At 38.4% G+C, this 25025-nt stretch carries 19 protein-coding genes; 7 read left to right on the top strand and 12 right to left on the bottom strand.

What is annotated here, in order from left to right; translation table 11 throughout:
• Nucleotides 1–2253 carry an FkbM family methyltransferase gene (locus tag QUA83_RS10465; RefSeq protein ID WP_333293040.1) on the top strand — a complete coding sequence of 751 codons (2253 nt, stop codon included), beginning with the start codon at nucleotides 1–3 and terminating at the stop codon, nucleotides 2251–2253.
• A 15-nt stretch (nucleotides 2254–2268) separates the two neighbouring features.
• Here the strand turns inward: QUA83_RS10465 and QUA83_RS10460 are convergent, their stop codons facing one another.
• The 10 genes from QUA83_RS10460 to QUA83_RS10415 all read right to left on the bottom strand — a co-directional run bounded on the left by QUA83_RS10460 (nucleotide 2269) and on the right by QUA83_RS10415 (nucleotide 13245).
• Nucleotides 2269–5571 (bottom strand): glycosyltransferase, encoded by a 3303-nt coding sequence (locus tag QUA83_RS10460; RefSeq protein ID WP_333293039.1) that lies wholly within the window; start codon nucleotides 5569–5571, stop codon nucleotides 2269–2271.
• Between the two features lie 52 nt (nucleotides 5572–5623).
• The gene (locus QUA83_RS10455) at nucleotides 5624–6361 is read right to left on the bottom strand and encodes a class I SAM-dependent methyltransferase (RefSeq protein ID WP_333293037.1); all 738 of its coding nucleotides are present in this window, start codon (nucleotides 6359–6361) and stop codon (nucleotides 5624–5626) included.
• Between the two features lie 33 nt (nucleotides 6362–6394).
• Nucleotides 6395–7117 carry a methyltransferase domain-containing protein gene (locus QUA83_RS10450; protein ID WP_333293035.1) on the bottom strand — a complete coding sequence of 241 codons (723 nt, stop codon included), beginning with the start codon at nucleotides 7115–7117 and terminating at the stop codon, nucleotides 6395–6397.
• Between the two features lie 443 nt (nucleotides 7118–7560).
• A complete protein-coding gene (locus QUA83_RS10445) occupies nucleotides 7561–8328 on the bottom strand; it encodes a sulfotransferase domain-containing protein (RefSeq protein ID WP_333293034.1) in 768 nt (255 codons plus the stop codon).
• Nucleotides 8329–8392: 64 nt separating this feature from the next.
• Nucleotides 8393–9145: an SDR family oxidoreductase gene (locus QUA83_RS10440; protein WP_333293033.1), complete on the bottom strand. Its 753-nt coding sequence runs from the start codon at nucleotides 9143–9145 to the stop codon at nucleotides 8393–8395.
• 150 nt (nucleotides 9146–9295) lie between these two features.
• Nucleotides 9296–10234 (bottom strand): phosphoglycerate dehydrogenase, encoded by a 939-nt coding sequence (locus QUA83_RS10435; RefSeq protein WP_333293031.1) that lies wholly within the window; start codon nucleotides 10232–10234, stop codon nucleotides 9296–9298.
• Nucleotides 10231–10917: a methyltransferase domain-containing protein gene (locus QUA83_RS10430; protein WP_333293030.1), complete on the bottom strand. Its 687-nt coding sequence runs from the start codon at nucleotides 10915–10917 to the stop codon at nucleotides 10231–10233. Before QUA83_RS10430 ends, QUA83_RS10435 begins: the two co-directional genes overlap by 4 nt.
• A gap of 55 nt (nucleotides 10918–10972) precedes the next feature.
• Entirely contained in the window at nucleotides 10973–11644 is a 672-nt protein-coding gene (locus QUA83_RS10425; RefSeq protein WP_333293028.1) for a cytidylyltransferase domain-containing protein, read from the bottom strand.
• A gap of 4 nt (nucleotides 11645–11648) precedes the next feature.
• Nucleotides 11649–12242 (bottom strand): cyclase family protein, encoded by a 594-nt coding sequence (locus tag QUA83_RS10420; protein ID WP_333293027.1) that lies wholly within the window; start codon nucleotides 12240–12242, stop codon nucleotides 11649–11651.
• Between the two features lie 25 nt (nucleotides 12243–12267).
• Nucleotides 12268–13245, bottom strand: coding sequence for a glycosyltransferase (locus QUA83_RS10415; protein ID WP_333293025.1), 978 nt, complete (start codon nucleotides 13243–13245; stop codon nucleotides 12268–12270).
• Between the two features lie 143 nt (nucleotides 13246–13388).
• On the opposite strand from QUA83_RS10415, the gene QUA83_RS10410 reads away from it, so the two are divergent.
• The 4 genes from QUA83_RS10410 to QUA83_RS10395 all read left to right on the top strand — a co-directional run bounded on the left by QUA83_RS10410 (nucleotide 13389) and on the right by QUA83_RS10395 (nucleotide 19377).
• A complete protein-coding gene (locus QUA83_RS10410) occupies nucleotides 13389–14057 on the top strand; it encodes a class I SAM-dependent methyltransferase (RefSeq protein WP_333293024.1) in 669 nt (222 codons plus the stop codon).
• 272 nt (nucleotides 14058–14329) lie between these two features.
• Nucleotides 14330–16369, top strand: coding sequence for a tetratricopeptide repeat protein (locus QUA83_RS10405; protein ID WP_333293022.1), 2040 nt, complete (start codon nucleotides 14330–14332; stop codon nucleotides 16367–16369).
• A gap of 65 nt (nucleotides 16370–16434) precedes the next feature.
• Nucleotides 16435–17610, top strand: a complete 1176-nt coding sequence (locus QUA83_RS10400) for an FkbM family methyltransferase (protein ID WP_333293021.1) — start codon at nucleotides 16435–16437, stop codon at nucleotides 17608–17610.
• A 12-nt stretch (nucleotides 17611–17622) separates the two neighbouring features.
• Nucleotides 17623–19377: a glycosyltransferase family 2 protein gene (locus QUA83_RS10395; RefSeq protein WP_333293019.1), complete on the top strand. Its 1755-nt coding sequence runs from the start codon at nucleotides 17623–17625 to the stop codon at nucleotides 19375–19377.
• On the opposite strand, the gene QUA83_RS10390 is transcribed toward QUA83_RS10395, so the two are convergent.
• Together QUA83_RS10390 and QUA83_RS10385 are read right to left on the bottom strand one after the other, a co-directional pair.
• Nucleotides 19370–19555, bottom strand: a complete 186-nt coding sequence (locus QUA83_RS10390) for a tetratricopeptide repeat protein (protein ID WP_333293017.1) — start codon at nucleotides 19553–19555, stop codon at nucleotides 19370–19372. The genes QUA83_RS10395 and QUA83_RS10390 overlap by 8 nt on opposite strands.
• A 31-nt stretch (nucleotides 19556–19586) precedes the next feature.
• Complete coding sequence (locus tag QUA83_RS10385) at nucleotides 19587–21176, bottom strand: tetratricopeptide repeat protein (protein WP_333293016.1); 1590 nt, start codon at nucleotides 21174–21176, stop codon at nucleotides 19587–19589.
• A gap of 297 nt (nucleotides 21177–21473) precedes the next feature.
• On the opposite strand from QUA83_RS10385, the gene QUA83_RS10380 reads away from it, so the two are divergent.
• Together QUA83_RS10380 and QUA83_RS10375 are read left to right on the top strand one after the other, a co-directional pair.
• Nucleotides 21474–22559, top strand: coding sequence for a glycosyltransferase (locus tag QUA83_RS10380; RefSeq protein ID WP_333293014.1), 1086 nt, complete (start codon nucleotides 21474–21476; stop codon nucleotides 22557–22559).
• 94 nt (nucleotides 22560–22653) lie between these two features.
• Entirely contained in the window at nucleotides 22654–24690 is a 2037-nt protein-coding gene (locus QUA83_RS10375; protein WP_333293012.1) for a sulfotransferase, read from the top strand.
• The last annotated feature ends 335 nt before the right edge of the window (nucleotides 24691–25025 follow it).

Here is a 25025-nt window from a genome sequence, read left to right as displayed (position 1 = left end):
ATGACAGTGACAGCCTTTCAGCAAGCCAACCAATTGTTAAGAGAGGGAAAGTTAGAAGAGGCGGTAGTGGCTTATCGACTGGCGATCGAGCATAATCAGCCATTTTATGGTGCTTATCAAAATTTAGGGGAAGCCTTGGGGAAGTTGGGGCGGTTAGATGAAGCGGTTGAGATGTATCGGAAAGCGATGGAGTTGAAACCCTCTGCTGGTTGGTTACATCAAGAGTTGCTGTGGTTGGAGACGTTGGGGACATCCCACGACGAATCGAAAGAAGCTTTTAGTCGTGTAAATGATATCGATCCCAATTTATCAGCACGACCAATGGATTGGAGTTTAACCATACAAGAGAAAACATCCTTAAAGCAAAATGTAGTTAATAATATTGCTGTTGCCAAAGTAGATCCTAAGTCTACTGAATATTATATTTTAGGAGAAGAACAACTTAAAAAGGGGAATATAGAAGAAGCCATAACTAATTATTATAATGCAATTAACATAGATCCAAATCAGTATATATTTTACCATAGACTGGGAAATGCTCTCGCTGGACTTTCTAAATTAAACGAAGCAATTAATGCTTATAATGAAGCTCTAAAGTTGAATCCCAATTATGCTTGGTCTCATTACCACTTGGGTAATGCTCTTCAAACAATGGGTAAAACAGAAGAAGCCATAAGTTGCTATCAACAAGCACTCAAGATACAACCTGATCTCAATAAAGCTTCTGAAAGCTTAGCACAAATCAAAAGGAGTTTTTATTCTAAATTAACGAAAAAATTTCAAAATGCTTCTTGCAGATTTGAAGAGTTAGATTTACTACTTCGCTTTAATTATCAGACTGAGAACAAACCAATTTTAGTTGATGTTGGAGCTCATGTTGGTTATGTTTCTACGCAATTTGCTGATAAAGGTTGGAAAATTATTGCTTTTGAACCAGAACCCGATAATCGTCATGATTTAGAAAATAATTTAAAAAAATACCCAGATGTTACAATTATTCCAAAAGCTGTTTCTAATCAAGATGACCAGTCAGTAGTATTTTATGTGAGTTCAGAACACTGGGGAATTCATTCTCTTAAGCCGTTTCATGAAACCCATCAACCCAAACTAACTGTTCAAACAACTCGGTTAGATACGGCTTTAAAAAAATTAAATATTACAGATGTCACATTACTGAAAATTGATACAGAAGGAGCAGACTTTCTAGTATTACAAGGCTTTGATTTTAATCAAATAAAACCTGAGATCGTTATGTGCGAATTTGCAGATGATCGATCAGTCCCTAATTTTGGATGTTCCCATCATGATATTGCCAAGTACATGAGAGAGCAAGGATATGAGGTATTTATATCAGAGTGGGCATCCATAACAGAATATGGGCGTAAAGGTAAAAGATCAGATCCACATTATTTTCTACAATGTACACGCTACCCTCTCAATCACGATCCGGCTTGGGGAAATTTGATTTTTGTTAGAAATGATCGGGTTACTGAGTTTGAAAAAACTTTCTCTTCCTATTTAGATTCTTTTTACGAAAGGCGAGAACAAATCATACTTCAAGTGTCTAATGAAAGACTTATTGAATATAAGGATAAGCATAAGGGGGAACGTTGTGTGATTATAGGAAATGGCCCTAGTTTAAACAAAATGGATTTATCTTTCCTCAAAAACGAAATCACCTTTGGAGTGAATCGTATTTATTTGGGGTTTGAAAAATGGGATTTTGTTCCAACTTACTATGTTGCTATAAATCGTTTAGTTATTGAGCAAAGTGCTAGTCAAATTAGTAGTATTCCTGGCACTAAGTTCATTAGCAATCGAGGACTTCCTTATCTTAAACCTCAAAAAGATATTGTTTTCGTCAAAACGCATCCTTATCCTGGGATGGATTTTAGTTCCGAAGCAACTCAAGGTTTGAATGAAGGCAGTACAGTAACCTATGCTGCTATGCAACTAGCCTATTATATGGGATTCAAGACTGTTATTTTAATTGGTGTTGATCACCATTTTGTGACTCCAGGAGTTCCCCATACAGAAGTTATTTCTGAGGGAGATGACCCAAATCACTTTCATCCTAGCTATTTTGGAAAAGGTGTTAAATGGCAACTGCCTGATTTACCAACTTCAGAAAGACATTACAAGATCGCTTATGCAAAATTTTGGTTAGATAATCGTAAAATTATCGACGCAACAGTAGGAGGAAAATGTCCCATCTTCCCCAAAAAAAATTATAAAGACTTATTCTTTTGCTAATTCGTTTTAATTGATTTAGACATTTTTATAAGATTGCAATGCCGCCGTTTTCAAAATAGTGTAAAACTTCTGACGCACTATTTCAGCATTGTGATGTTCATATACAAATTCACAACCTCTTTGACCTAACTCTTTGCAATATTTAGGATTTTCCACAAGTTTTTTTATAGCCGAGAATAGCTGATTTTTATCACGTTTCGTTATAAGTTCAACAGCATTGGTCGTCGCAACATAAGAAACAGTTCCTACTTCATTCGGGCCATAAACTAACACAGGAACTCCCGAAGCTAAACACTCTGGTAATTTATTGGCAATTGAATAACGAACATAGTTAATACTTTCTTGATCAAAGTTATACGCAACAAGTAGAGCATTAGCGGTCATTAGTATATGACGGTAGTCGTGTTGAGAAAAATTACTTTCTTTTATTTTAATCCCAGGCAAATTAGAAAAAGCATCACTTGCTTTCTTTTTCCAATAAGGCATTGTGTATATTTCCATTTCAACAGCTAGGTTGTTTTTATGTAAATAGCTGATTGCATTGACGACATCAGAGATACTTGAAAAATTCATATCATCTGCAAGAGATCCTACATAGCGAATAGTAAAGGTTTTATTTTTAGAGTTTTTTCTTGAATTGATTTTATCCCTTTGCCTAAACCACGTCTCTACATCGATACAATTCATAATCGGAATGAAATTTTCATCATAACGTTTTTTAAAAGCATTAGACATTACATCACTAATGGATAAACAAGCTGATGACTGTTTAAATAAATTTCTAATAGATCTGTCTAACTTTTCATAAGTGAGTGATTGTTCTTCTTGTAACCGATTCATCCAGTCATCCATGATGTGAGTCACTACTGGAACTTGTAACTGATCAATCAGTTGGCTAGCTAAATCATGAAATTGCAAATGATCTGCAACAGGACGGTAGTATATTAAATCAGGTTTAAACTCATCACATTTTTGTAAAATATCTTGAACATTGATAAAATATTGTTCTTTTATAGATGAAGATTCTTTGAAATGTAAGCCAAACTCTTGATGAGTTTTACAAAAAACTTGTAGCAACTTATCTTCTGGCCAGTCAGCCAATAAGTTCTTTTTAATCTGTCCTGTAGCAGAAATGGAACCTATTTTTGTCCAGTCTATAATCAATAAGCGCGGATAGCTTTGTTCTTTACCTATCAAAGCTTCACCTAATCTTTCATAAATCAAACTTGGTTGCTTTGGATGAAGTTCTATTCCTTGTTTATATAAATCAATGGCTTCATCCCATTTTTCTTGCTTCATTAAAAGATTAGCGGATTCAAAGTAACTATCGAATGAGTAGTTCAGTTTTTCTCTTGTCTCCGTTAAACTGACGTTTGATGCAAGATTACGATTATAGTGCATCAAAGCTTCACCTAAGTTCTCATAAATAAAACCAGGTTGTTCTGGATTAAGCACTATTCCTCTTTTATATAAATCAATGGCTTTACCCCATTTTTTTTTCTTCATTAATATATCTGCTTGCTTAATATAATCATCTGATGATACAGGTTCATTACTAATATTATGTGAGTTGTTAACTATATTTGGACGTTCAATCAAATGACTTTTTAGATTTCCCCTAGAAAAAACCTCTAAATGACCTCCCACTGTACAATTAATAATTTCTCGACCGCTTTCTTCAAATGCTTGTTTAGTCAGTAGGTACATTGCTTCCATATTGTCTACATCCGCAGCTTGCCAAAGTTTTCCTTTAAAATATCTTGGGTCAAAATGATTTTGATCGTCCTCATCGCAAAGAAGAATATCACCTTCTTTAGCGGAAGGTGTCTGATCATAGCTATGATCAAAACCGATCAATAAAACTCTTCGATAGCCTAACCAATAAGCAATTTGCATTTGGAAAAAGCTAACTGTCGATCTCCAAGAAACATTAGTATTGATATCTTTACTAAATTCGGCATATCCTACTGAGTTAAAAAAGAAAGTATTGTCATCTTCATTGATGCAATACCCTAACCAATAAGGAAAAAGTTTCCTAATATTATCAAGTAAGTTAAACTGATGATATCCCTGTTGTGCAACCAGATAATTTGTAACTGCAATATACTTGGCATATTGGATTAATTCTGGATTCAAAAAAGCATAGTTTGAAATAAAAACATCTTGATTTTCCAGTAAGGATAAATCACTTTTATTTAAACTAGGGCCATTGCCAACTATAATACAAGTATCTTTTACTCGTTCAGCACGAAACTTTTCAAATGCTTTTTTTGTTTTCTCGATTTTAGTGTCTTTCCATTGGCAACTAAAAGCCCATCGCTTATCTCCAACTGTGTAACAATAACAATTAGGTTCTGTTTTTTGCTCCACAGGAATTTCATGGTAGAAAAAATCCAAACCTATTTTATGATTTTTCATGGCCTCTAAAGTCAGGTTATAAGGGCGATTATTAGAGTTTTTTATGAGTAGTTTAATAGTATAACAATCAGTATTATAGGCTTTTAATAAACGCTTCGTATGATAATCTATAGCATCTTGATTAGTGACTTTTCGATTACTTGAATTTGCCAGAATTCCATCAAAACCTTCTGACAAAAATTCTGCATAGTTACGAATCCATTGAACATGGACATAGCCAAAGTGAGATTTGACTGTATCACAAATTTCTCTTAAACTTTCACCTCTCTTACCCAAAGTTTTGTTATCCTTATAGTACCGAGCAAAAGCCACAACTTCTGGCAGAAATGCAAATTTTAATCCTGCTTTTACTGCCCGAATCCAATACTCATAATCCATACAAAAATTGAGCGCATTAGATAAAACACCAATTTTTTCTATTACGCTACGTCGTAAAAATAAGGCAGGTTGTAAAATCCCCACTTCTTTATGGAATTTCCACTCTAATGTTTCTGGATATTCATTGACATAAGCATCCCGTAAATACTGCCCTTTATCATCGATATAAATACCACGTCCATAGACAATATCTGGAGAATCAGGTTGTTTAAATCTTTGGATAACATAAGAAAATATATCTGGACTAGAGTAACAATCATCAGAATTTAGCCATCCAATCACATCTCCTTTAGCTTTTAAAAACCCTTTAGAGACAGCATCACTTTGTCCGTGATCAGGTTCGGAAATTAAAGTAACGTGAGGATAGGAACAAGCGATATCTCGACTATTATCTTTTGACCCAGGATCATAGACTAAATGCTCTAAAGCAGGGTGGGATTGATCAGCAACAGATTGAAGGCACTCTGGTAAAAAAATCGCCTGATTAAAACTCGGAGTAATAATTGAAATTGAAAGAGTCATATTTGCTAATGAGTAATGGAACTATCTCAATAAAATTCGCGGGCTAATTGAATCAATTAAACTCCAAAACATATCCGACCCAGCCCTGAGTGATTTCTGTGAACTTGTTTGCACCACATTGTTTCGCTAATTCAAGAAGACCTTTCCTGGAAAAATGTGTAACGTGAACATCATTATCAAAGAAGGGTGTACCTTTCTGATAGGGATCAGGATCTAAGATAAAATTCCACTTATCCCTATCTAAAAAAGGAACAGATATATAAAGAATACCCCGACTTTGCTTTGCAGCTAAAGCAAGCTGTTCAAAGAGTGGTCGTGGGTGTTCTAAATGTTCTAACACAGAAATGCAAGCGATTATATCATAATTTTCTGCTTTCTTTGCAGTCCACAACTCGTTCCTTAAATCCAAATTAAATACTCTTTTACCATATTCCGTAGCATGGTGATTTGTATCGTAGCCAATTACTTGCGGAAAACAATCACTAGCTGCAGATAAAAATGTACCTATTCCACACCCTATTTCTAGTAAGCTTTTTGCATTTGGCTTTAATTCTAAGAGCTTATAAATTAGGCGACGGGAATAGCCGATATTTCTTTCTTTAACACTAATATTCCAATCTAAATCCTTGGAAAGCTGATTATCATCTTCTTGATAACCAGAAGGGTTAAAAAAAGATTCACATTCCATACAATAGTATAATGGAATATTTTTTTTCGTTCTTCGAGTAAGAACGTCTCTAACGTATGTAACAAAGGGGGAATTACAAACAATACACTCTTTGAATTTCATTTTGATATTTTTTCCCAATTATTATTAATTCGGTTAATTATCAGTTTTTTTTGCTAAAACTAGGATAGATGAAAAGTGAGATGTAATCGGCACAGGTTCATGCCACTTACTTTTTGCAGTAAAATAATATTCATAGACAATTTGTAAGGGTTCAAACAACGTTGGGTGAAAGATATCAGCATCAGATAAGTCATGCTTAAAGTCAAGCTCAGGAGGTTCCTTAAATATAAAACCTACATCTTTTATATATTGTTCATACAATTTACCCAGCATATTTTTCTGTTGGTAACTTACATCAATTGTGTGTACAATATAACCACCTGGCTTCACTACTCTGTACATATCCTCAACAATTTCTTTTACCTTTTCAGTGGGGGAATGTTCAAGGACAGATATAGAAAAACACAAATCGAAATAGTTTGAGGGTAAATCGGTAGAAAAATCTCCAATAAGATCATTTACAAATTTTGTATTTTTCCTTTTATTTAAACTTTCTTCAAACTTTTGTTTATCATAAAAACCTATCTGATCTATCATCCAGTATTCATAATTGTTTCGGTGTGAATCTTTATCAAAAAAAAGGTTTAAACCACCTCCTACTTCTAACACTTTACTCGCATTTAATTGGCGAATGGAATCTACACAGAAAAGATTTCCTAGCTGTTTTAGCCCCCAACCATGAATTCCTGTAAAGCCTAAATCCTTATACTTAATCTTTAATTTTATCAAGTCATCACAAGTAGCTAATCTAAACATAGGAAAATTATCTTATAGATACGTTAATCGTTAATCCTGGGGGTCTTCATTAACCCAAACTTATTCTATGATAACTCAATAGCCAAGGCTATTATTACGGCTAATATTCTAACAATGTTTGGTTACTAGTGATTCATTTTTTACTCCGTACTCAACCTTGGTGTCGCTCTAGGATCAACAACCAACCTAGATAGAATTAAATCTTAATAGAGAGTGATGACAAAACTTATCTTTTGGAGGAGTAAAAGTCAGTAAATTATCAGTCAATTCACTATTATTTGGAGAATAGTATTTTAATGAAGATAACTCACAAGCTCTTTTTGAAATCTTGTGAAGAAACACTGATGCAGCCTTATGAACTGTAAAAACACCTATTTTTTTCATGGATTTTTTTATAGATCGACTAATTGAGATGTTGACAGAAAAAGAATGAATTTTTTACTTTACATAGGAACTTCAAGATTTTTTGCCAATTCTAAAACATCTTGCGTTTTCTCTCTAACTTTGAGAAGGATATGATCGGCAAGCTCATCCATTGAACTATTGACTTTACCCCTGCGATAAAAATAATTTTCTTTTTCTTTGTTTCTATTTTTCAATTCTAGTTTTTTATGGTTATCAAAAGCATGATTATTAACAGCTTTTAGATACATTTCATGGTCCACACCATCGATCTTGAGAAAATCAAAAACTTTTTCTAAACATAGAGCAGGATTATTGTGTAAACCTTCATAGGATATAAACAAAATTTTACTCGGATCTTTTTGCTTTGCATATCCATAACTTAAAAGGTGTTCAAGCCATTGATCAACTTTTTCTAAAACAAATAAAGCTTTGTCTTCCGTCCGAGAAACTATATTATGTGATCGGAGAAAATCATAATATGAACAGAGAGCATCTGCGGGTTGTCTAAAAATATATACTACTTGCTGAATTTCTTTATGTTTATTGTACAGTTCATGGGTTTTGATTAGACGATTGGATAGTTTAATGCTGTTCGATATTTCATTTACATTGTGCTGGTATATATCGGGAATAATATCGTCTATTGACACGGGTAATTTTGTGTTTGTTTCAAAACCATGGATTTGTAATATTACATCTGAAATAAGAAGTCTTAACCAAGTATTTCCAGATCGAGGAAATGATGCGACTAAAACATCATTACTATTTATAGATTGAAGATTATTTTGAAAAATTAGATTAGGCATTATTCTCCACTCTGTAAAAAATTGACAAGTTATTTAGTTATATATGTTCAACGAAATATATAACTCACTCCGTACTCAATCTCGCTGTCGCCCCACCATCAATCACCAAAGATTGACCCGTCATAAAGCCTGATCGCTCCCCATCCGCCAAAAAATAAATCGCCTCCGCAATCTCCCAAGGTTGCCCCACTCGACCCATGACGTGCCTAGACCCCAACTGGCCCACTAAATCAGCCACATCCCCTCCCTGCAAATGCCCACGACTTAACCCCGCATACAACATTGGAGTTTCCACAGCTCCCGGCAACACCGCATTTACCCGTATCCTATCACAAGCCAACTCAATAGCCAATGCCCTCGTCAAAGCCAACATCCCCCCTTTACTTGCCGCATAAGCCGCAATATTAGCAGAAGTCGCCACGGCATGAACGGAACTAACATTCACCACCGCACCCCCATCACCGCGCATAAATTGATAAAGGTGACGCACAGCCAAATAAACCGATCGCAAATTTGCTACCATCACTCCATCCCACTCTTCGGGAGTCGTCTCAACTAGAGGCTTGCAAATTTGGATAGCAGCATTGTTCACCAAAGCATCAACCCTTCCCACCTCATTTGTCAACTTATCGGCGATTTCTTCCCAAGCAGATACATCAGCCACATCAGTTTTAAAAAACCTATCTATTCCCAGCACACTTTCAAGCTTATCTCTCTTATCAACCCCCACCACATACCAACCATTTTTTTTAAATAACCCAGCCGTAGCGGCACCAACTCCCCCTAAAACCCCAGTAATTAACGCAACTTTGCTCATTATTATCGTATTACCCTTATTAGCATTCAATCAATCAATAAACATTTTAACTGTAGGTCAATTCCTGAGCAGGCAATCCTGAAAGGCTTGATCATCAAATTCTCTTCGGGTATGGCTTCTCTATCGGCCACAAGACTATCAAGATATATCCTATTCTACACCTAATCCCAGTAACAAATTATTAATCGCCAACTCATTCACCCGCAACACTGCATCCTGCGTATGAGAACCATTATGAGTCCCAAAAATACACTGGTCAAACTGTCGCAGGGGACTCTCAATCGGCAAAGGTTCTACCTCAAGCACATCTAACGCTGCCCCCGCCACCTTGCCAGAATCCAAGGCCGCCACCAAGGCACTTTCATCAATCAACGGCCCACGAGCTACATTTACCACATAGACACCCAGTTTCATCAACTCAAACTCATCATCACTCAACAAGTGGTAATTCTCTGAAGTCAGATTACAGGAAAGAGTAATAAAATCAGCCCGTTGTAACAACTCCTCCAACCCCACAGACTGTACCCCCAATTCAGCTTGTACCGACTCTGGAATCTCCTGGACATCATAACCCAATACCGACATCCCCACCGCCACCCCACGACGGACAATCGCTCGACCAATACTCCCCACACCAATCACACCCAAAGTCTTGCCCCGCAAAGTAATACCCGGTATTTGCTGCCACCCCCCAGCTCTTACCGATTGATCCATTTTATGCAATTGACGGGCTAAAAGAATGATATAACCCAAAGCAACATCCCCCACCTCATCCGCAAAAACATCTGGCGTATTCTTAACCAGAATGCCCAACCTTGCCGCCGCTGCCAAGTCAATAGCATCCACACCAATGCCCCACTTAGCCACAATTTTTAACCGTTTTCCTTTCTCCAAAACTTGACCCGTAAACGGGTCATCCCCAGCAATTACACCATCAAAACGGTCTATGATTTCCAGTAGCTCCGCTTCACTCAACTGCTGCACCACTGGGGGCACTTCCAGCTCAATTCCCTTTTCTGCCAACTTATCTCGATAGAGGTCAATAGTTTTCTGTAGGTGAGGACAAGTTACCAAAACTTTTTTAGTCATTTTTTATACACCAGTAGTTTTAGTGATATACTTTGAGACTGTTCTCTTGTTGTTCTTAGTGTCGGTGCAAGATGATTCCATCCTGCCATTGTTAAATCTGAATTTGAAGCAAAATCACTTTTGAAAGTGAGATTTTTATCGATTTTAGGAGCCACAGACCATTCAAAGCCTTGAAGTTCAATAGCTTCTACATATTGATCTACAATTGCCAATCTTTGAGGAATTGGAATATCACAGACATAAGCATCAATTGCATGAGCCATCATACCACCTGTCTTTAAGAGCCTATGACAATCTGCAAAAACTTTTTGAATATTGTTTTTAGGAATATGCTCTATCACAGAAATAGAAAATATGATGTCAAAGTAATTTTCTGGTAAATAGGGGTCAAAATCTCCTATATAAGATCGGACAATTTTAATATCTGGCATTTCCTGAATTTCTTTTGGCCCTCCTCCCAACCCTTCAAATTTATCTATATTCCAACACTCATTGTTCTGCTTAAAGCGATTTAAAACACGGGAATTGCCGCCTCCAATCTCAGCAATTTTTAGCTGCTGTTTATTCCGAAAAAGTGAAACAATCCAAGCATCTTGGATTCCTTTAAGAGAATGATTTGTGCGGTCGGCTATACGGTTATCCCACCAATCAAAATACTCTTTTTTGTTGATTACATCAAGCATGATCAAAACCCTCCTAAATTTCTTCCGATCCCATTAACATAATTCACTTGGAAATTCAAAGTTTTTCAACTTCCTGATATAAAAACTCTGCCATTCTAAAATCTAACTCCTCATCAATATCCACCGATTCTAAACGGTCTATTTCAAACATTAACGGTCTGTTGCCGATGCGGTTGTGGCGTTCGGATAAAATCTCTTTAGTAAAAATATAGATACAAGAATTTTCTTCATAAATAGGAGGCAAATCTTGAGTCCGCAATAAAATCGCTGGATTGTGGTTAACCGCCATCGCCAAACTATCCCATAACCGAGTTTGCAGCCTGGTAACTCCAAACAAAGAATCATACATGGGATAGTTATTTAAAAATTCTTGCACGGCCTTGTTAATCGTATCACTCTTTAATACAGGATTCGTGCTGTGGGTTTGCAAATAATAATCAGCCTCTATCTGGTTAACGCTATTCAATAATACATCATTCATCGGAGTTGTCCCCGCCCGCAAATGTTCTGGACGTTCCAGCAATTTGACTTGGGGGAAATGTCGGGTAGCATCTTCCCAGATAGTAGGGCTGTCCGTATCGATGACAACTTCTGTGATTAAAGGACAAGCCAACAAACTATTAACAATGCGATGATAAAGAGGAACCCCAGCAAAGCTGCGATAATTCTTCCCCGGTACTCGTTCGCTGCTGTGCCGCATCGGCACAATAGCGCCTATTTTCACCATTAAGTTACTCCCTAATTAAAACTGCTCTGGCTGGGGCACCATCTGACCCCACTAATTTTATAGGTAGACAAACAAGTTTGTACATACCCGCGGTCACATTTGTCAAGTTTAAACCTTCCAAGATAATTATTCCCGCTTTTAGGAGAATTTCATGGGTGAGGGTGCTGTCATAGTACCGCTGAACGGAAAGATAATCAACGCCTATCAGGCGAATGCCCTTGTCTGCTAACCACTGAGCCCCATCGGCAGTTAGAGCAACAAAATCTTTGTTAAATTCTGTTATATTATTTGCCCATAGTTGTGAATTCGTGGTACTGAGCAACAGTCGAGTTGTATTTGGGGGTAAGTTTAATTCCTCCAAATCTGCGGCAGTAACGGCCTTGACTTCAGGTAAGTAAGCCACATAGGCTGGCCCGATGAGCACATCGAGAGATAACTCCTCAACAGCAGTTCCCTCTAGGAGAAAGTGGCAGGGGGCATCGACATGAGTTCCCACGTGAACGTCCGTGTCTAGTTGCGAGACGTTGGCTTCATCTCCGGCAGCTAGGTTCATCGTGCGATAAAGTTTAAAACCTGGGCTACCGGGCCAAACAGGCATCTCTGGTTTTAGGGGAACCGAGATATCAATAATTTCTGGCAATTTCTGGCTCCTTGGGGTGAGTGCTGTAATCTATGGCTCGTTGCTGTTGGTTGTTGGTTTTGGGAAACCGGGAACGGGTTAACCCGTGGGGATAGTAGAAAGTTTGTTTGAGCTGGCTGCTAAGTTTACCATATTGGCGGAACCCTTGGTATGTACCCCAGAACTGCATGAGTCGAAATTGGAAGATTTCCGTGAGGTTTTCCCAGAGAAGGCGATCGCACCAGGCATGATAGTAGTCGCTGATGGCATTGCCCAGGAAGAGGCGGATAAAGTCCCAGAGGTGGAAGTGTTCTTGAGGGAGGATGTGTTTTAAGGCTATGGCTTCCCGACGGTAACGGTTATAGATTTTGCTCATGGGTTCGTCGTGGACGTGGACTATCTCCGCTTCCGGTTCGTACAATATTTCATAGCCTAGCTGCTGGGCGCGTTTAGCCCAGTTTAGGTCTTCTAATCCCGTCAGAGTCTCATCGTAGGGGATTTGTTCCCAGACTTGGCGACGGATAGCGGCGTTGGCGTTATTACAGAAGGGGTGACTTTGGCTAGAGTCTGGGAGGTCGGGGAACCATTTAGCGAAAACCTGATGTTCCGAGTATTTGGTGATTTCGTTACCGCGTTGTTTGCCATAGACTAGGGCCACTTCGGGGCGGTGAAAGGGAGCCAGTAGGTTTTCCAGCCAGTCTTTGTAAACGGGATAGACATGGGCGCTGGCGATGACTATAATATCCCCACAGGCAGCCCGACAACCAATGTTGAGGGCGCGACCAAAGGAAAAGTCTTCGGGGCGAATGCTAACAATTTTGACTGGGTAGCGGGATGCGATGGAGACTGTGGCATCGGTTGATCCGGAATCGACTATAATTATTTCTGGGTCTGTGACCGTTTGTTGGATGATACCGCTGAGGAGCCTGCCAATGTGCTGTTCTTCGTTATAACAGCGGATGACCAGGGAGCATTTGAGCATTTTGGTTATCTGTTCTACGTTTTTAGGGTTAGACTAGCATTATTTGGGACGAAGTGCGACGAGGAATTGTTTCAAATAATTGATGTTTTTCAAAAATAACTAAGTAATTCTTTGTAGAGATAGCTAAACAAACAAATAAAACCATGAAAAAACCGAAATTTTACAGAATTTTTGATTATGCAAAGACCTTACTGCCCAACAAGTATTTAGCTGATTTAGAAGAAAACATCGCCACCATTGAGCAGGTAAAAAAATCAACAGGATTCTCTGTTGGTTATCCGGGTTGGAATCTGATTTATTACCTATTGATGATTCATTTGGAGCGTGATAGATTTAATCATATAGTAGAAACTGGAACCAACTATGGTTGTACAACCATTATTCTAGCTCAAGCTATCCAAGACTCGCAAACTGATGGAGTTGTTCATACCATTGAGATAGACCATGAAAATTATCAAAAAGCAATCAGTAATTTCGTTGAAGCAAAACTCAATCATCTAGTGAAGCCAATTTGTGGCGATTCTAAAATAGAGCTACCTAAAATAGTGAATGACTTAGATATTATTAGGTTAGCTTTTCTTGAGGGCTGTCATTTACTTGAGGACGTTATTTTTGAGTTTGAGACTATTTATCCTAAGCTAAGTCCTGGATCTATAGTCATCTTTGATAATACATATTTAATTGCTGAACCGACGGAAAACCAAAGAGTCAACGGCGCACTAAACTACATCCATAAGCACTGTGGAGGTCAACTAATCAATTTGGAATTCGTATCTGGCTACACTCCGGGTATTGCTATCTGGCAAAAGTAACTTTTTTTATAAAAAAATAGTGATATCTATTAAATAGATTTGCATAAAAAATACACTGTTCATCTATTGATGTCTTGAACGAAAACATAAGTATGTTCCAATTAGCAAAAGGATTAAATTAAATTCAAATAAAAGTATACCCAGTATTGAGTAGCTAAAGAAGATATAGAAATCAAAGGATAAAAATATAGATTGGTCAACATATTTGATTTCAAAAATTCTCTACTGTTTCAACCAAAGTTAAACCCTAGTTAGGTAATAAAAACCATCCTATGAACCAATATAACTATGTTATCACCCCTATTTTTAGGCTTAATGAAAACGGCACAATTAAGCCTAATCCTTTATTTCATAGACCTTGGGATAATCTGCACAGTCGTTGCATTGAGTATCCATTTGCTGCATCTCAATTGGGAGATGCAAAGTGTATTTTAGATGTAGGAACTGTCAAATCAGATTTAGCTTGGATTTCTTGGTTAGAAGGATTGCCAATAGATGTTTATGCTACAGATTATGATCCACCTCTTCAACCCTTTAACCAAATCCAGTTTTGTCAAAGTGATGTAAGAAAGTTGCCTTTTAAAGATGAAACCTTTGATAAAATAATTGCTGTCTCTGTGATTGAGCATATTGGTTTACAGGCTCCACAGGTGAATTCTCCGCAACTACCATTAGTTGATCAAAGTGGAGATTTAGAAGCTGTAAAAGAACTAGCTAGAATATTAAAAGTTAATGGTGAATTAATTATGACCTTGCCTTTTGGTGTAAAAGATGAATTAATTTTAGGTAATCAAGCTCGAAATTATACAATCAAGTCAATCCAAAAATTTGATCAGTTTTTGTCTCCTATAAAAATGGAGTATTATGAGTATAAAAAACGTGGTAATAATGAAAAATATGACGATGAATTGCCTGGACTTGTCAATTGGTATCTTCTTCCTTTAACTCAAACCCAAGCTCTACATAAAGGACATACAGAAGGAGTTATTTGTGGAGTATGGAAGAAACAAGATAAGCCAAACACAAATATAAATCAATCTCTTATTTATTTTGATATAGCCAATAAAATTAGGCGAGAGGGAAATGTTATAGAATCTATAGATACGTACACCAAAGCTCTTGAATATAACCCTAGCTCTCATCGTATATTATTAAATATAGTAGAAGCTTATTTTAAAATAGGAGACTTCCAAAAAGCTATTCAAGCCTATCGAAAAGCGATTAAAATTAGACCAAAATCTGCTTATCACTATTACAATTTGGCCGAAATATTAATTCAAAATCAACAAGTAGCCCCGGCTATTTATTGCTTAAAGAAAGCTATCGAACTCAACCCCAATTTTTATGATTTATATTTGCAGCTAGGACATATTTTAAATAAACAGGAAAAGTTAGATGAAGCCTACCGATATTATGAAAAAGCGATTGAAATTTACCCTAATGGTGCGGAAGCTTACAGCGGATTAGCAGATATCCTATCTCAGCAAGGTAGTTGGCAGCAATCTTTGTCCTATTACCAAATTGCTATTAAACTTTATCCTAACTTGTTGACCACAAGATTAAAATTATGTAAAACACTGGCAAAATTTGGCAGACTAGAAGAAGCGATCGCTTCTTATCATCATACCTTAGAATTAAGTCCTGATGCAGTAGAAATTTACCAACCCTTCTTAGAAGTATTAATTCAAAAAAGCAAACTGGATACCAACGAATCTGCTAACTTACAACACCCTGAAAAAGCTGAAACCTATTCTCATCAGGGAACCGAATCTCTGAATAAGAAAAACTATACTCAAGCTTTAACATCTTTTTATAAAGCTTTAACCCTTAATCCGAATTTGAGTTCCGCTTATTTTGGTTTAGGTCAAACACTCAAATGGCAAAAATTAACAACTACTGCGATTGTCAGTTTTCAGCAAGCGATTGAGTTAAACCCTAATTATGGCGATTATTATCATTGGTTAGGAGAATGTTGCGTTCAACTGAACAAAATAGAGACAGCTATTGATGCTTATCAACAAGCTATTAAGCTCAACCCAAAAGCCGCTCATCCTTATCGAGGTTTAGCTTATGCGTACCAAAAAAAAGACAATTGGGATGAGGCTATGACTCTCTACCAAAAATCACTAGAACTTAATCCCAAATATGTTTTAGCCTATAATCAATTAGGTGAGGCCTTAGTGCAAAGGGAAGAATGGGAAGCAGCCGTTGAAGTTTATCGGCAATCTCTTAATTTTAATCAGGAACAACCAAATATTCAAGCTACATTAGATCGAATTCTATCTAATTTGGCAAATGATTCACAACTTTAGTGAAGACTAACAACGCTCTCTGATAAAATCAACTATCCAAACTACCCAATTTCTAGCCTTCCTTCATGAAACTCAACTTTCCCGACCTCTGCCAACAACACGTCATTACTCCACGCGGCATTATATTAATTGGTGCCTACGATGCCAAAACCCTCAAACGCCTCAACCTCCCCAATACCATTAAAACCCTACTTATCGATGCCAACCCCACTGCTGTTGAAAGATTGCAAGAGAATTTTGCTGATCGGCCCAATATCCAAGTCGTTCAAGCTGCCATTACCAACCACAACGACACCGTGACCCTGCATCTGACTTCCCTAGAGTCTAGCAGCTCCATCCTACCCTGGCAACAGTACAGCAAAATTTACCCCAATATTAAAGAAACGCAACAACTCACCCTCCCCTCCCGTACCCTGGATACCCTCCTGCAAGAACTGCATCTCTCTACTACAGACTTTAATATTCTGATTCTCGATATCCAAGGTGCTGAACTCCTCGCCTTAGAAGGCGCTACCCAACTCCTCAACACCCTAGATGCCATTTACACCACCGTTCATTATCAAGAACTGTTTAAAGGCGGGGCCTTAGCGGAACAAGTCGATCAGTTCCTCACCGACTACCAATTTCAGCGTGTAGCAGAGGAGACTCCCTACCACCCTGCTTGGGGAGAAGCGTTCTATGTCCGTCAGACTGTTAGAACTGAGGATGGGGTGCTTCCCGTTCAATCCCTATCCCCACCCTCTCAATTGCTTCAGGAAACCCAAGAGGAGTTAGAAACTTTACAGTTACAGTACCAAGAAACTTTGGGAACGTTGGAACAAACGCAAGATCAACTGCAACAAAAAGCAGAGAAGTTAGCTGAGTTAGAATCTCAACGGTATCAAATATTAGTAGAATTAGAACAATCTAAAACCCAACAGGAACAATTACAAACCCAACTTCAACAAACCAAGAAAGAATCTGATCAGTCTCGTTCAGAACTCCATGAAGTTCGAGAAGAATTGGAACTAACCCAATTCCAACTAGATGACTTACAAGTTGAGTTAGAACAATATGTTGCTAAGTTCCATCAACAGAAAGAAGAAATTACCCAACTACAAATGGAACTGGAACAAACTAAAACCCAATTAACTCAAGTTCAACCCCAACCTGAACCCACCGTTAGCACAAAATCTAAATCAGATAATGCAGCGATAGTCAAACTCTTGGCCAAAGTTCTAGCAGAAACCCTAGAAGATTAGTGAGGATAGATTATGACAGCTAGCCCTTTATCAATTCTTCCTAATCTTCAACCCACATTAAACCTCACAATTTTTGCAGTTCCTAAACCATTTCTAGGTCAGATTGGTATTATTCAACGGAATGCCATTCAAAGTTGGTTACACTTGCAACCCCAACCGGAAATTATCTTATTGGGAAACGATGAGGGAACAAGAGAAACTGCCCGAGAGTTGGGTTTACGCCACATTCCCAACATCCAACTCAATACTCAGGGAACTCCCCTGTTAAATGATATTTTTTTCCAAGCTTCCCAACAAGCGAAATACCCGATATTAACCTATGTTAACTCGGATATTATCTTAACCAGTGACTTCCTGCCAACGGTTCAACAAGTTGCAAACCAATACCAGCAATTTTTAATTCTAGGAAGACGTTGGAATCTGGATATCACTGAAACCTTAAACTTTCATCATTCCCATTGGGAACAAAATTTACGCGCTCGCGTTCATCAAGCCGGAACCTTCAGTGGCGTTGGAGCCTTAGATTATTTCGTTTTCCCCAAACCTCTATTTTCCCAACTACCAAAATTTGCCGTTGGACGCGCAGGGTGGGATAACTGGATGGTAGGAGAAGCCCTCAAAGAGAAGATTCCGGTCATCAATGCCAGTCAATTAATTACGGCGATTCATCAAAACCACGATTACAACCATTTGCCAGGACATCGTTTAGAAGCATTTCAAGGAACCGAAGCACAACAGAATCAAACCTTTCTCCAAGGTCATTTTGCGGGCAATAGTGCCGATGCGACTGTTTACTTAACTCCCCTCTCTCCCAACCACACCCCTAGAGTTAGTGTGATTATCCCCACCACCCATGTAAAGAACCACGATTTTGCATTTCTCCCTCTGCGTCAAAGCATTGACAGTGTTTACCAACAAACCCTGACTGACTTTGAAATTATCGTCGTTGATGATAGTTTTACCCAGGAAATGCGATCGCGACTCAAAGCAGAATATCCCTCAATCCGCTACATCCATCAACCCTCTCAAGGGATTGTAGCCGCCTTTAATCAAGGTTTGGACATCGCCCAAGGGGAATTTGTGACTTTTTTGAATACCTCAGAGGTATTTTTGCCAGAAAAACTCGCCCAACAAGTCGCTTGCTTTGAACAGAAAGCAGGTTCTTTAGAAATGGTTCTCAGTGCTTGGCAAACCCCTTCCGGTAGTAGGAGTGATGCCATTAATATTGCAGCCTTTAATTCCGTTTTACAAGGACGAGAAGGGTTGCTAGGCGTTCATATTTGGATGTTACCAACACTGTGGCAATTCATCCGAACTAACACAATTATATTTCGGCGCAGTTGGTTGCAGCGTTATGGTGGCTTTAACCCCCAACTCTCTCAACAAGCCGCTACCCTTGACCTGCTACTAAATTTCTCCTCAAGGGGGGCGGCGGCGGTTTGTTTAGAACAGCCAACTGTTTGCTGTCGAGAACCCCAACCCTATACTCCTGAAACCATCGCTCAAATGGCGCAAGAGTCAGAACAACTTCTGCAAAACTATTTTTCACGCCCCACCGTTAAACCTTGGATGCGTCCCTTGGAGTCCCAGGCCTATACTCAAACATTCCTATGGCTAGTACGCTTGATGTCAGATATCGGCAATGAACAGCAGAAAGCAAAATTCCTAGACCGTTATCATTCTTATCTGAAAAGGAGTTTATCAATTGACACGAATGATTTAGATTCGATATCAAAGTCTAGGTTGGGATCTGCTAATCTCACATAGCTTGCTCAAGTTCTAACAACGCTTCTCCTAAATTCCGATAGAACCATAAATGAATCGGTTCGCCCTGCAATTCCATCCCTTTGCGGTAACAATCAATGGCTTCTTTTAAACAGCCTTGACGATGCAATTCTTGTCCCAACTCCTGATAAATTTCAGGAGCATTAGGACTGTTTTTCAATACCTCTTGATATCGAGAGAGAGGATCTAAATTAACTCCCTTTTTTTTTTGAAATCACACGACCCATCCCTTCATAAGCCAAATCAAACTCCGGTTTGAGGTTAATTGCTTTTTGGAAATAAGCTATTGCATCTTGATAATTTCCTTTCTGTTCTAATGCTTCTCCCCAATGTAAATTAATATCGGGAGAATCTGGATAAATCTCACAAGCGCGGCGATAACAACTAATCGCTTCATCCCACTTTTGAAGCATAGCAAAAGTATGACCTAAAACGTGATAACCAACGGCAGAACCTGGGTTGAGAATATAAGCTCGACGTAAAGCAACAATAGCATTTTCAATTGCGCCTTGTTGTCGGAGGGTTTGTCCTAAGTTTTGATAGGACTCAAAGGCATCAGGATTAAAATCTTGACTGCGACGGTAGGAGGCGATAGCCTCTTCAAATTGGCGTTGTTTGCCTAAAATTTGTTCTAAGCGATTTTCAATGGAACGCGGATTGGCTGGATTTAATTCTAAGGCTTGGCGATAGGCAGCGATCGCTTCTTCCCATTGATAAAATTGTTCTAACGCCTGGCCCAATTCATCATATAACTCAGCAGAACTTGGGTTCAAAGCACAGGCTTGATGATAAGCAGTAATCGCTTCTTCCAAGTTATGAGTTTGCACCAGTGCTTGAGCTAAACCCCATTGATGCTGACTATAATTAGGATGCACTTCAACGGCTCGACGATAAACCTTAACCGCTTCTTCCCATTCATTTTGTGCCGCTAAAGATTTTCCTAACGGGTCATAAGCCTCTGCTAAATTAGGATTAAGTTCACAAGCTCGACTTAATGCTGTTACAGATTCTTTCCATTCCTGCTGGTGCATTAATGCCGTTCCCAAATTATAGTAAGCAGTTGCAGAGTTAGGATTCACCTGGCAACACCGACGCGAGAGACTAATGATTTCCTCCCATTGTTCCTGCTCTCCTAATAATTTTCGTGATTTTTCGTAAGCTTCTATTAAATTAGGATTGAGTTGACAAGCACGACGATAATGTTTGAGTGCTTCATCAGTTTGACCGCACTGTTCTTGAACTTTTGCTAATGATAAATAACATTCTGACCAATAAGGATTAATCTCTAAGGCTTGATGGTAAGCCGCGATCGCCTCTTGCCCTTGGTTCTGTTGCGCGAGAGCCAGTCCTAGATTATAATAGGTTTCGGCATCCTTGGGTTTAAGCTCTAACGCTTTGTGAAACGAAGAAATCGCTTCTACAATATTGCCTTGCTGGGTGAGAGCAATCCCCAAATTTGTGTAAAATTCATAAAAGTTCGGCTCTAAGGCAATGGCTTGTTGAAAGCAACTGATCGCTTGGCTAAAATGTCCGGCTTGCAGTTCCACAGTACCTAAGCGGTCATAGAACCAAGGGGAATTAGCGTTGAGTTCAACAGCTTTCTGATAAGCTGAGATCGCGCCCTCAAAACTTCCCTGTTGACTGAGAGCTTCCCCCAAGTTATAATAAAGCCAGGGGGATGATGGGTTTTCTTGTATCCCCTGCTCATAGCTGAGAATTGCTTTTTCCAACTGACTTGTCCGTAACTGTTGATTTGCTGTCTCAAAATGGCTAATACTCATATCACAACTCTCGATTATTTCTAGGATTTAATTATATCATGTCTGCTAGCATTGAGCGTGTCAACAAATTCTCACAACTTCTTTGAGCAGTTATCTGATTACATCTGCCTTGAACAGCAGTTAAATCTTACCAGCAAGAAGGATGCCAGCAGACACAATAACATTATATTGGTTATGGAGACTTGAGGGAATTTGCAAACAGTCACTCAACCTTTAGAGATGGATAGGCCAGTCACTACCTGATTGTTTTCGTCAAGTTTTTACCCCTCTCTACCCATTTTTAATAACTTTATATATATGCCATTGCCTTCGGAATTGCCAGAAATAAAAAACAAACTAGAGCGATCGCAGTCGTGGCTACAGCAAATTCAAAGCGAGATGGCATCTTGGGAATCGCTAACAACTCTACCACCCTCATCCCCCTTAGCGGAACCCTCTCGTCAGTCGATGTTATTTTACCGAGATTATGGAGGTTTTACAGGTGGGCACTTAAAGGTTTGGGACTATTTTAATCATGTCAAATTTTCCCAGAGTTATGCTCCCTTTATTTATTTCACACCTCAAAGCTGTTGGGAGCAAAACAATCCTTGGTTAAATTCAGATAAAACTTTCCTCTTATCTGAACCCCTAGTAAATCCCGATCTAATTTTTATGGAGGGATTGGATTGGCATTTCCTTGATGAGCACTATAAAAATAATTCACAGATTCCGATTATTAATTTAATTCAGCACGTCCGACACGCCTATCCTGATAATCCTCGTTATTCCTTTCTCAAATATAGAGCAATTCGGATTTGTGTCAGTCCCGAAATCAAAACTTATTTAGAAGAAACTCATCAAGTCAACGGAGAACTATTCGTTATTCCCTGTGGGTTGGATCTTAGCAAACTCCCCCAACCTTTAGATTGGGAACAAAAAAATTGTGATATTTTAATTTGCGCGTTGAAAGAACCTATTTTAGGACAACAGTTAAAAAAAGAATTAGAAAAAGCCGAAAAAAAAGTGGAACTTCTCACAGCCCAACTTTCCAGATCAGAATATTTACAAAAGCTAAATAGTGCAAAGATGACGGTATTTCTTCCTAATCAACAAGAAGGAGAGGGGTTTTATCTTCCGGCTTTAGAAGGGATGGTGCTAGGAACACTGGTGATCTGTCCCGACTGTATTGGCAATCGATCCTTTTGCATTTCATGGTATAATTGTATCCGTCCAGAGTATCGGGTAGAAAGTTTATTGAAGGCAATCCAACAAGCATTACAATATCCTCGAAGTAAAATTCGGGAAATTTTAACCCAAGCGAAACAAACCGCCAATGAGCATAATATTCTCAAAGAGCGTCAGGCTTTTTTAGAAATCATCGAGAATATTCGGGAAATTTGGTAATATTGTCTTACCTAAATTTTTGAGATTTTTGATTTACAGTCATCTAAAAATAGAACTCCATAAACGTTTACCTGCTGAAAACCCTTCTAAAATCATGCAAAAATCCATCACCGAACAAACCGTTTTCATTATCACCGGAATGCACCGTTCAGGAACCTCCTTAACCGCATCTATTTTGCAGAGTGCCGGTATTCACATTGGTCGAAATTTGTTAGGTGCAGATCAGGTCAATATTAAAGGTCATTGGGAAAATATTGACTTCTATGAATTTCACATGAATATTCTTGACTCACAAGGACTCAGTAGTGCGGGCTGGACATTACAGGACAATTTAGAAATTAAGGAAGAATTTATTGATCGAGCTAAACAAATTATAGAAAATAATGCTTTAAGTTCAGTTTGGGGATGGAAAGAACCTCGAACCACTCTCTTTTTAGACTTTTGGGCAAAACTCTTACCCGAAGCCAGGTTTTTATTAATTTATCGTTCTCCTTGGGAAGTGGCTGACTCTCTCTATCGGCGACAGGACGAACTTTTTCAAAGTCAACCAGAATTAGCCATTAAATATTGGCAGCATTACAACCAAAAAATTCTCAATTTTTATAACCAGGAACAAAATCGTTGTCTGCTTGCGAATGTTAAAACGATTATTCAGTACCAAGCCGCTTATATTGATACGATTAATCACAAGTTCAACGTTAATTTAAGTCATCCTTCTCCTACAGCTTACGATCCATCGATGTTGAAAACAGAGGTTTCATCCAACAGTCAGCAACCAACAGTAATTGATTATTACTTTCCTGAAGCCATTGAACTTTATCAGGAACTAGAAGGCCGAGCATGGCATCCTGAACAAACGCCGGATTTTTCTTGGCAAGAATTATTAAAACCGTCTCTCTATCGAACTTGGGCTTTTCAAGATTGGGCGAATTTGCGTCGATTAGAACAGGATAATAAATCCTTGAAAACTCAATTGCACGCACAAGAACCGGAACTGCAAAAGTCTCAGTCTCGTCAAACAGAATTAGAACAGACAAAAGCCCAACTGAAAACCGCAGAAAATCTCCTCGAACAATCTCAATCCCAGTTACATGAAACTGAAAGCGTTTTAGAGAAATCTCAAACTCAGTTACAACAAACCGAGTCCGTTTTACAACAATCTTATTCTCAACTTAATCACACTCGCAAGGAAGTAGAACAGACAAAAACTCAACTTGCTCAAGCTCAATTTGATGTTATGCGTTATCAATCGCAGTTACATCAAACTCAAGAAGAATTAGAATACTATGAACTGCACCGCCAAGTTTGGGAAGAATCGCAATCCAAACTTTATGAAGCCGAGGTAGCTGTAAGTCAATTGATGAATCGGTTACAGAAAACCGAAAAAAGTGAATATCGTTTACATATTCAACTACATCAAACTCAAGAAGAATTAGAATACTATGAACTGCACCGCCAAGCTTGGGAGGAATCGCAATCTAAACTTTATGAAGCCGAGGTAGCCTTAAGTCAGTTGATGGATCAGTTACAGCAAGCAGAAAAACGAGAAGAACGAATCAACATTCAACAGCATCAAACTTTAGAAGAGTTAGAGCAAACCGCAACTCAACTTAAACAAGAGCAAGATAATTTTAAACTGGTAAATAACAAATTTATACAACTAAAAATAGAGCTAGAAGGAGATATCAAACAAAAAGAAGCACAAATTAATCAATGGCAAACAGAATTCAAACAATCGCAATCTCAACTCCACCAAATACAACAGGAATTAGCCCAAGCTAAAACCTATATTGACCAAATCCAACAACGGCACCAGCTAGAACAAATCGTAGCTGAATCTCCGGAAAAACAAAGCGAAGTGGATTACAATCTGTTAGTTTGGGATGCCTGGAATGCTTACTGCAATGGTCAACTGCCTGTGATGAAGCAGCACCTTCAAAACGCTTTAAAATTAACTAAAACCTCAGCAAGCGAAACAATTATGAATTGGTTAGAGAGTTTTTCTAAATTTTCCGTGGCCCAAGGGTTGGAACTAGACTCCGAAAGTTTAACTAATTCCCTGGAATGGCAACAGTTAATGCGCCAAGTGATGGTGAAAAAAATGACGCAATTGCCTCTGATAAAACATTGACTATAAACCGCATAAACATTGCTCCAAAGCAATTGGATAATGAACCTGTAGCCGTGAGTGAAGGGTTCTCCTGAGTTTTAGGTGCTTGCTAATAAAAATAAAACTTCCCGTGGTAGGGACAGGAAAGCCTGCGTGAGGGAGACGCTCACACTACCGCTTCTACCACAAATCCAGGAGAGCCAATCAAACTAAGTTCGTAATTGCTCAACTAGGGGAAAAAATGGAGCCATCAATAGAGAGAGCTTGTTGAATAGATTGATAAGCAGTTAAACCTTGACGCTTCCCAGTATTGACAACTGAACGAACTGCTGCAAATAAATCTCGCCCCCATTCTG

It is taken from the genome of Microcoleus sp. K1-B1, from assembly GCF_036704705.1.
GTDB lineage: Bacteria > Cyanobacteriota > Cyanobacteriia > Cyanobacteriales > Microcoleaceae > Microcoleus.
This window is presented reverse-complemented; position numbering and strand designations above follow the sequence as displayed.

Bases quoted from the DNA above. Each gene is read 5' to 3' on its own strand.
- QUA83_RS10375 (WP_333293012.1), top strand. From the start codon at position 22,654: ATGCAAAAATCCATCACCGAACAAACCGTTTTCATTATCACCGGAATG.
- QUA83_RS10430 (WP_333293030.1), bottom strand. From the start codon at position 10,917: ATGCTTGATGTAATCAACAAAAAAGAGTATTTTGATTGGTGGGATAAC.
- QUA83_RS10420 (WP_333293027.1), bottom strand. From the start codon at position 12,242: ATGCCTGTTTGGCCCGGTAGCCCAGGTTTTAAACTTTATCGCACGATG.
- QUA83_RS10410 (WP_333293024.1), top strand. From the start codon at position 13,389: ATGAAAAAACCGAAATTTTACAGAATTTTTGATTATGCAAAGACCTTA.
- QUA83_RS10425 (WP_333293028.1), bottom strand. From the start codon at position 11,644: ATGGTGAAAATAGGCGCTATTGTGCCGATGCGGCACAGCAGCGAACGA.
- QUA83_RS10455 (WP_333293037.1), bottom strand. From the start codon at position 6,361: ATGAAATTCAAAGAGTGTATTGTTTGTAATTCCCCCTTTGTTACATAC.
- QUA83_RS10460 (WP_333293039.1), bottom strand. From the start codon at position 5,571: ATGACTCTTTCAATTTCAATTATTACTCCGAGTTTTAATCAGGCGATT.
- QUA83_RS10405 (WP_333293022.1), top strand. From the start codon at position 14,330: ATGAACCAATATAACTATGTTATCACCCCTATTTTTAGGCTTAATGAA.
- QUA83_RS10465 (WP_333293040.1), top strand. From the start codon at position 1: ATGACAGTGACAGCCTTTCAGCAAGCCAACCAATTGTTAAGAGAGGGA.
- QUA83_RS10395 (WP_333293019.1), top strand. From the start codon at position 17,623: ATGACAGCTAGCCCTTTATCAATTCTTCCTAATCTTCAACCCACATTA.
- QUA83_RS10445 (WP_333293034.1), bottom strand. From the start codon at position 8,328: ATGCCTAATCTAATTTTTCAAAATAATCTTCAATCTATAAATAGTAAT.
- QUA83_RS10435 (WP_333293031.1), bottom strand. From the start codon at position 10,234: ATGACTAAAAAAGTTTTGGTAACTTGTCCTCACCTACAGAAAACTATT.
- QUA83_RS10385 (WP_333293016.1), bottom strand. From the start codon at position 21,176: ATGAGTATTAGCCATTTTGAGACAGCAAATCAACAGTTACGGACAAGT.
- QUA83_RS10415 (WP_333293025.1), bottom strand. From the start codon at position 13,245: ATGCTCAAATGCTCCCTGGTCATCCGCTGTTATAACGAAGAACAGCAC.
- QUA83_RS10380 (WP_333293014.1), top strand. From the start codon at position 21,474: ATGCCATTGCCTTCGGAATTGCCAGAAATAAAAAACAAACTAGAGCGA.
- QUA83_RS10450 (WP_333293035.1), bottom strand. From the start codon at position 7,117: ATGTTTAGATTAGCTACTTGTGATGACTTGATAAAATTAAAGATTAAG.
- QUA83_RS10400 (WP_333293021.1), top strand. From the start codon at position 16,435: ATGAAACTCAACTTTCCCGACCTCTGCCAACAACACGTCATTACTCCA.
- QUA83_RS10440 (WP_333293033.1), bottom strand. From the start codon at position 9,145: ATGAGCAAAGTTGCGTTAATTACTGGGGTTTTAGGGGGAGTTGGTGCC.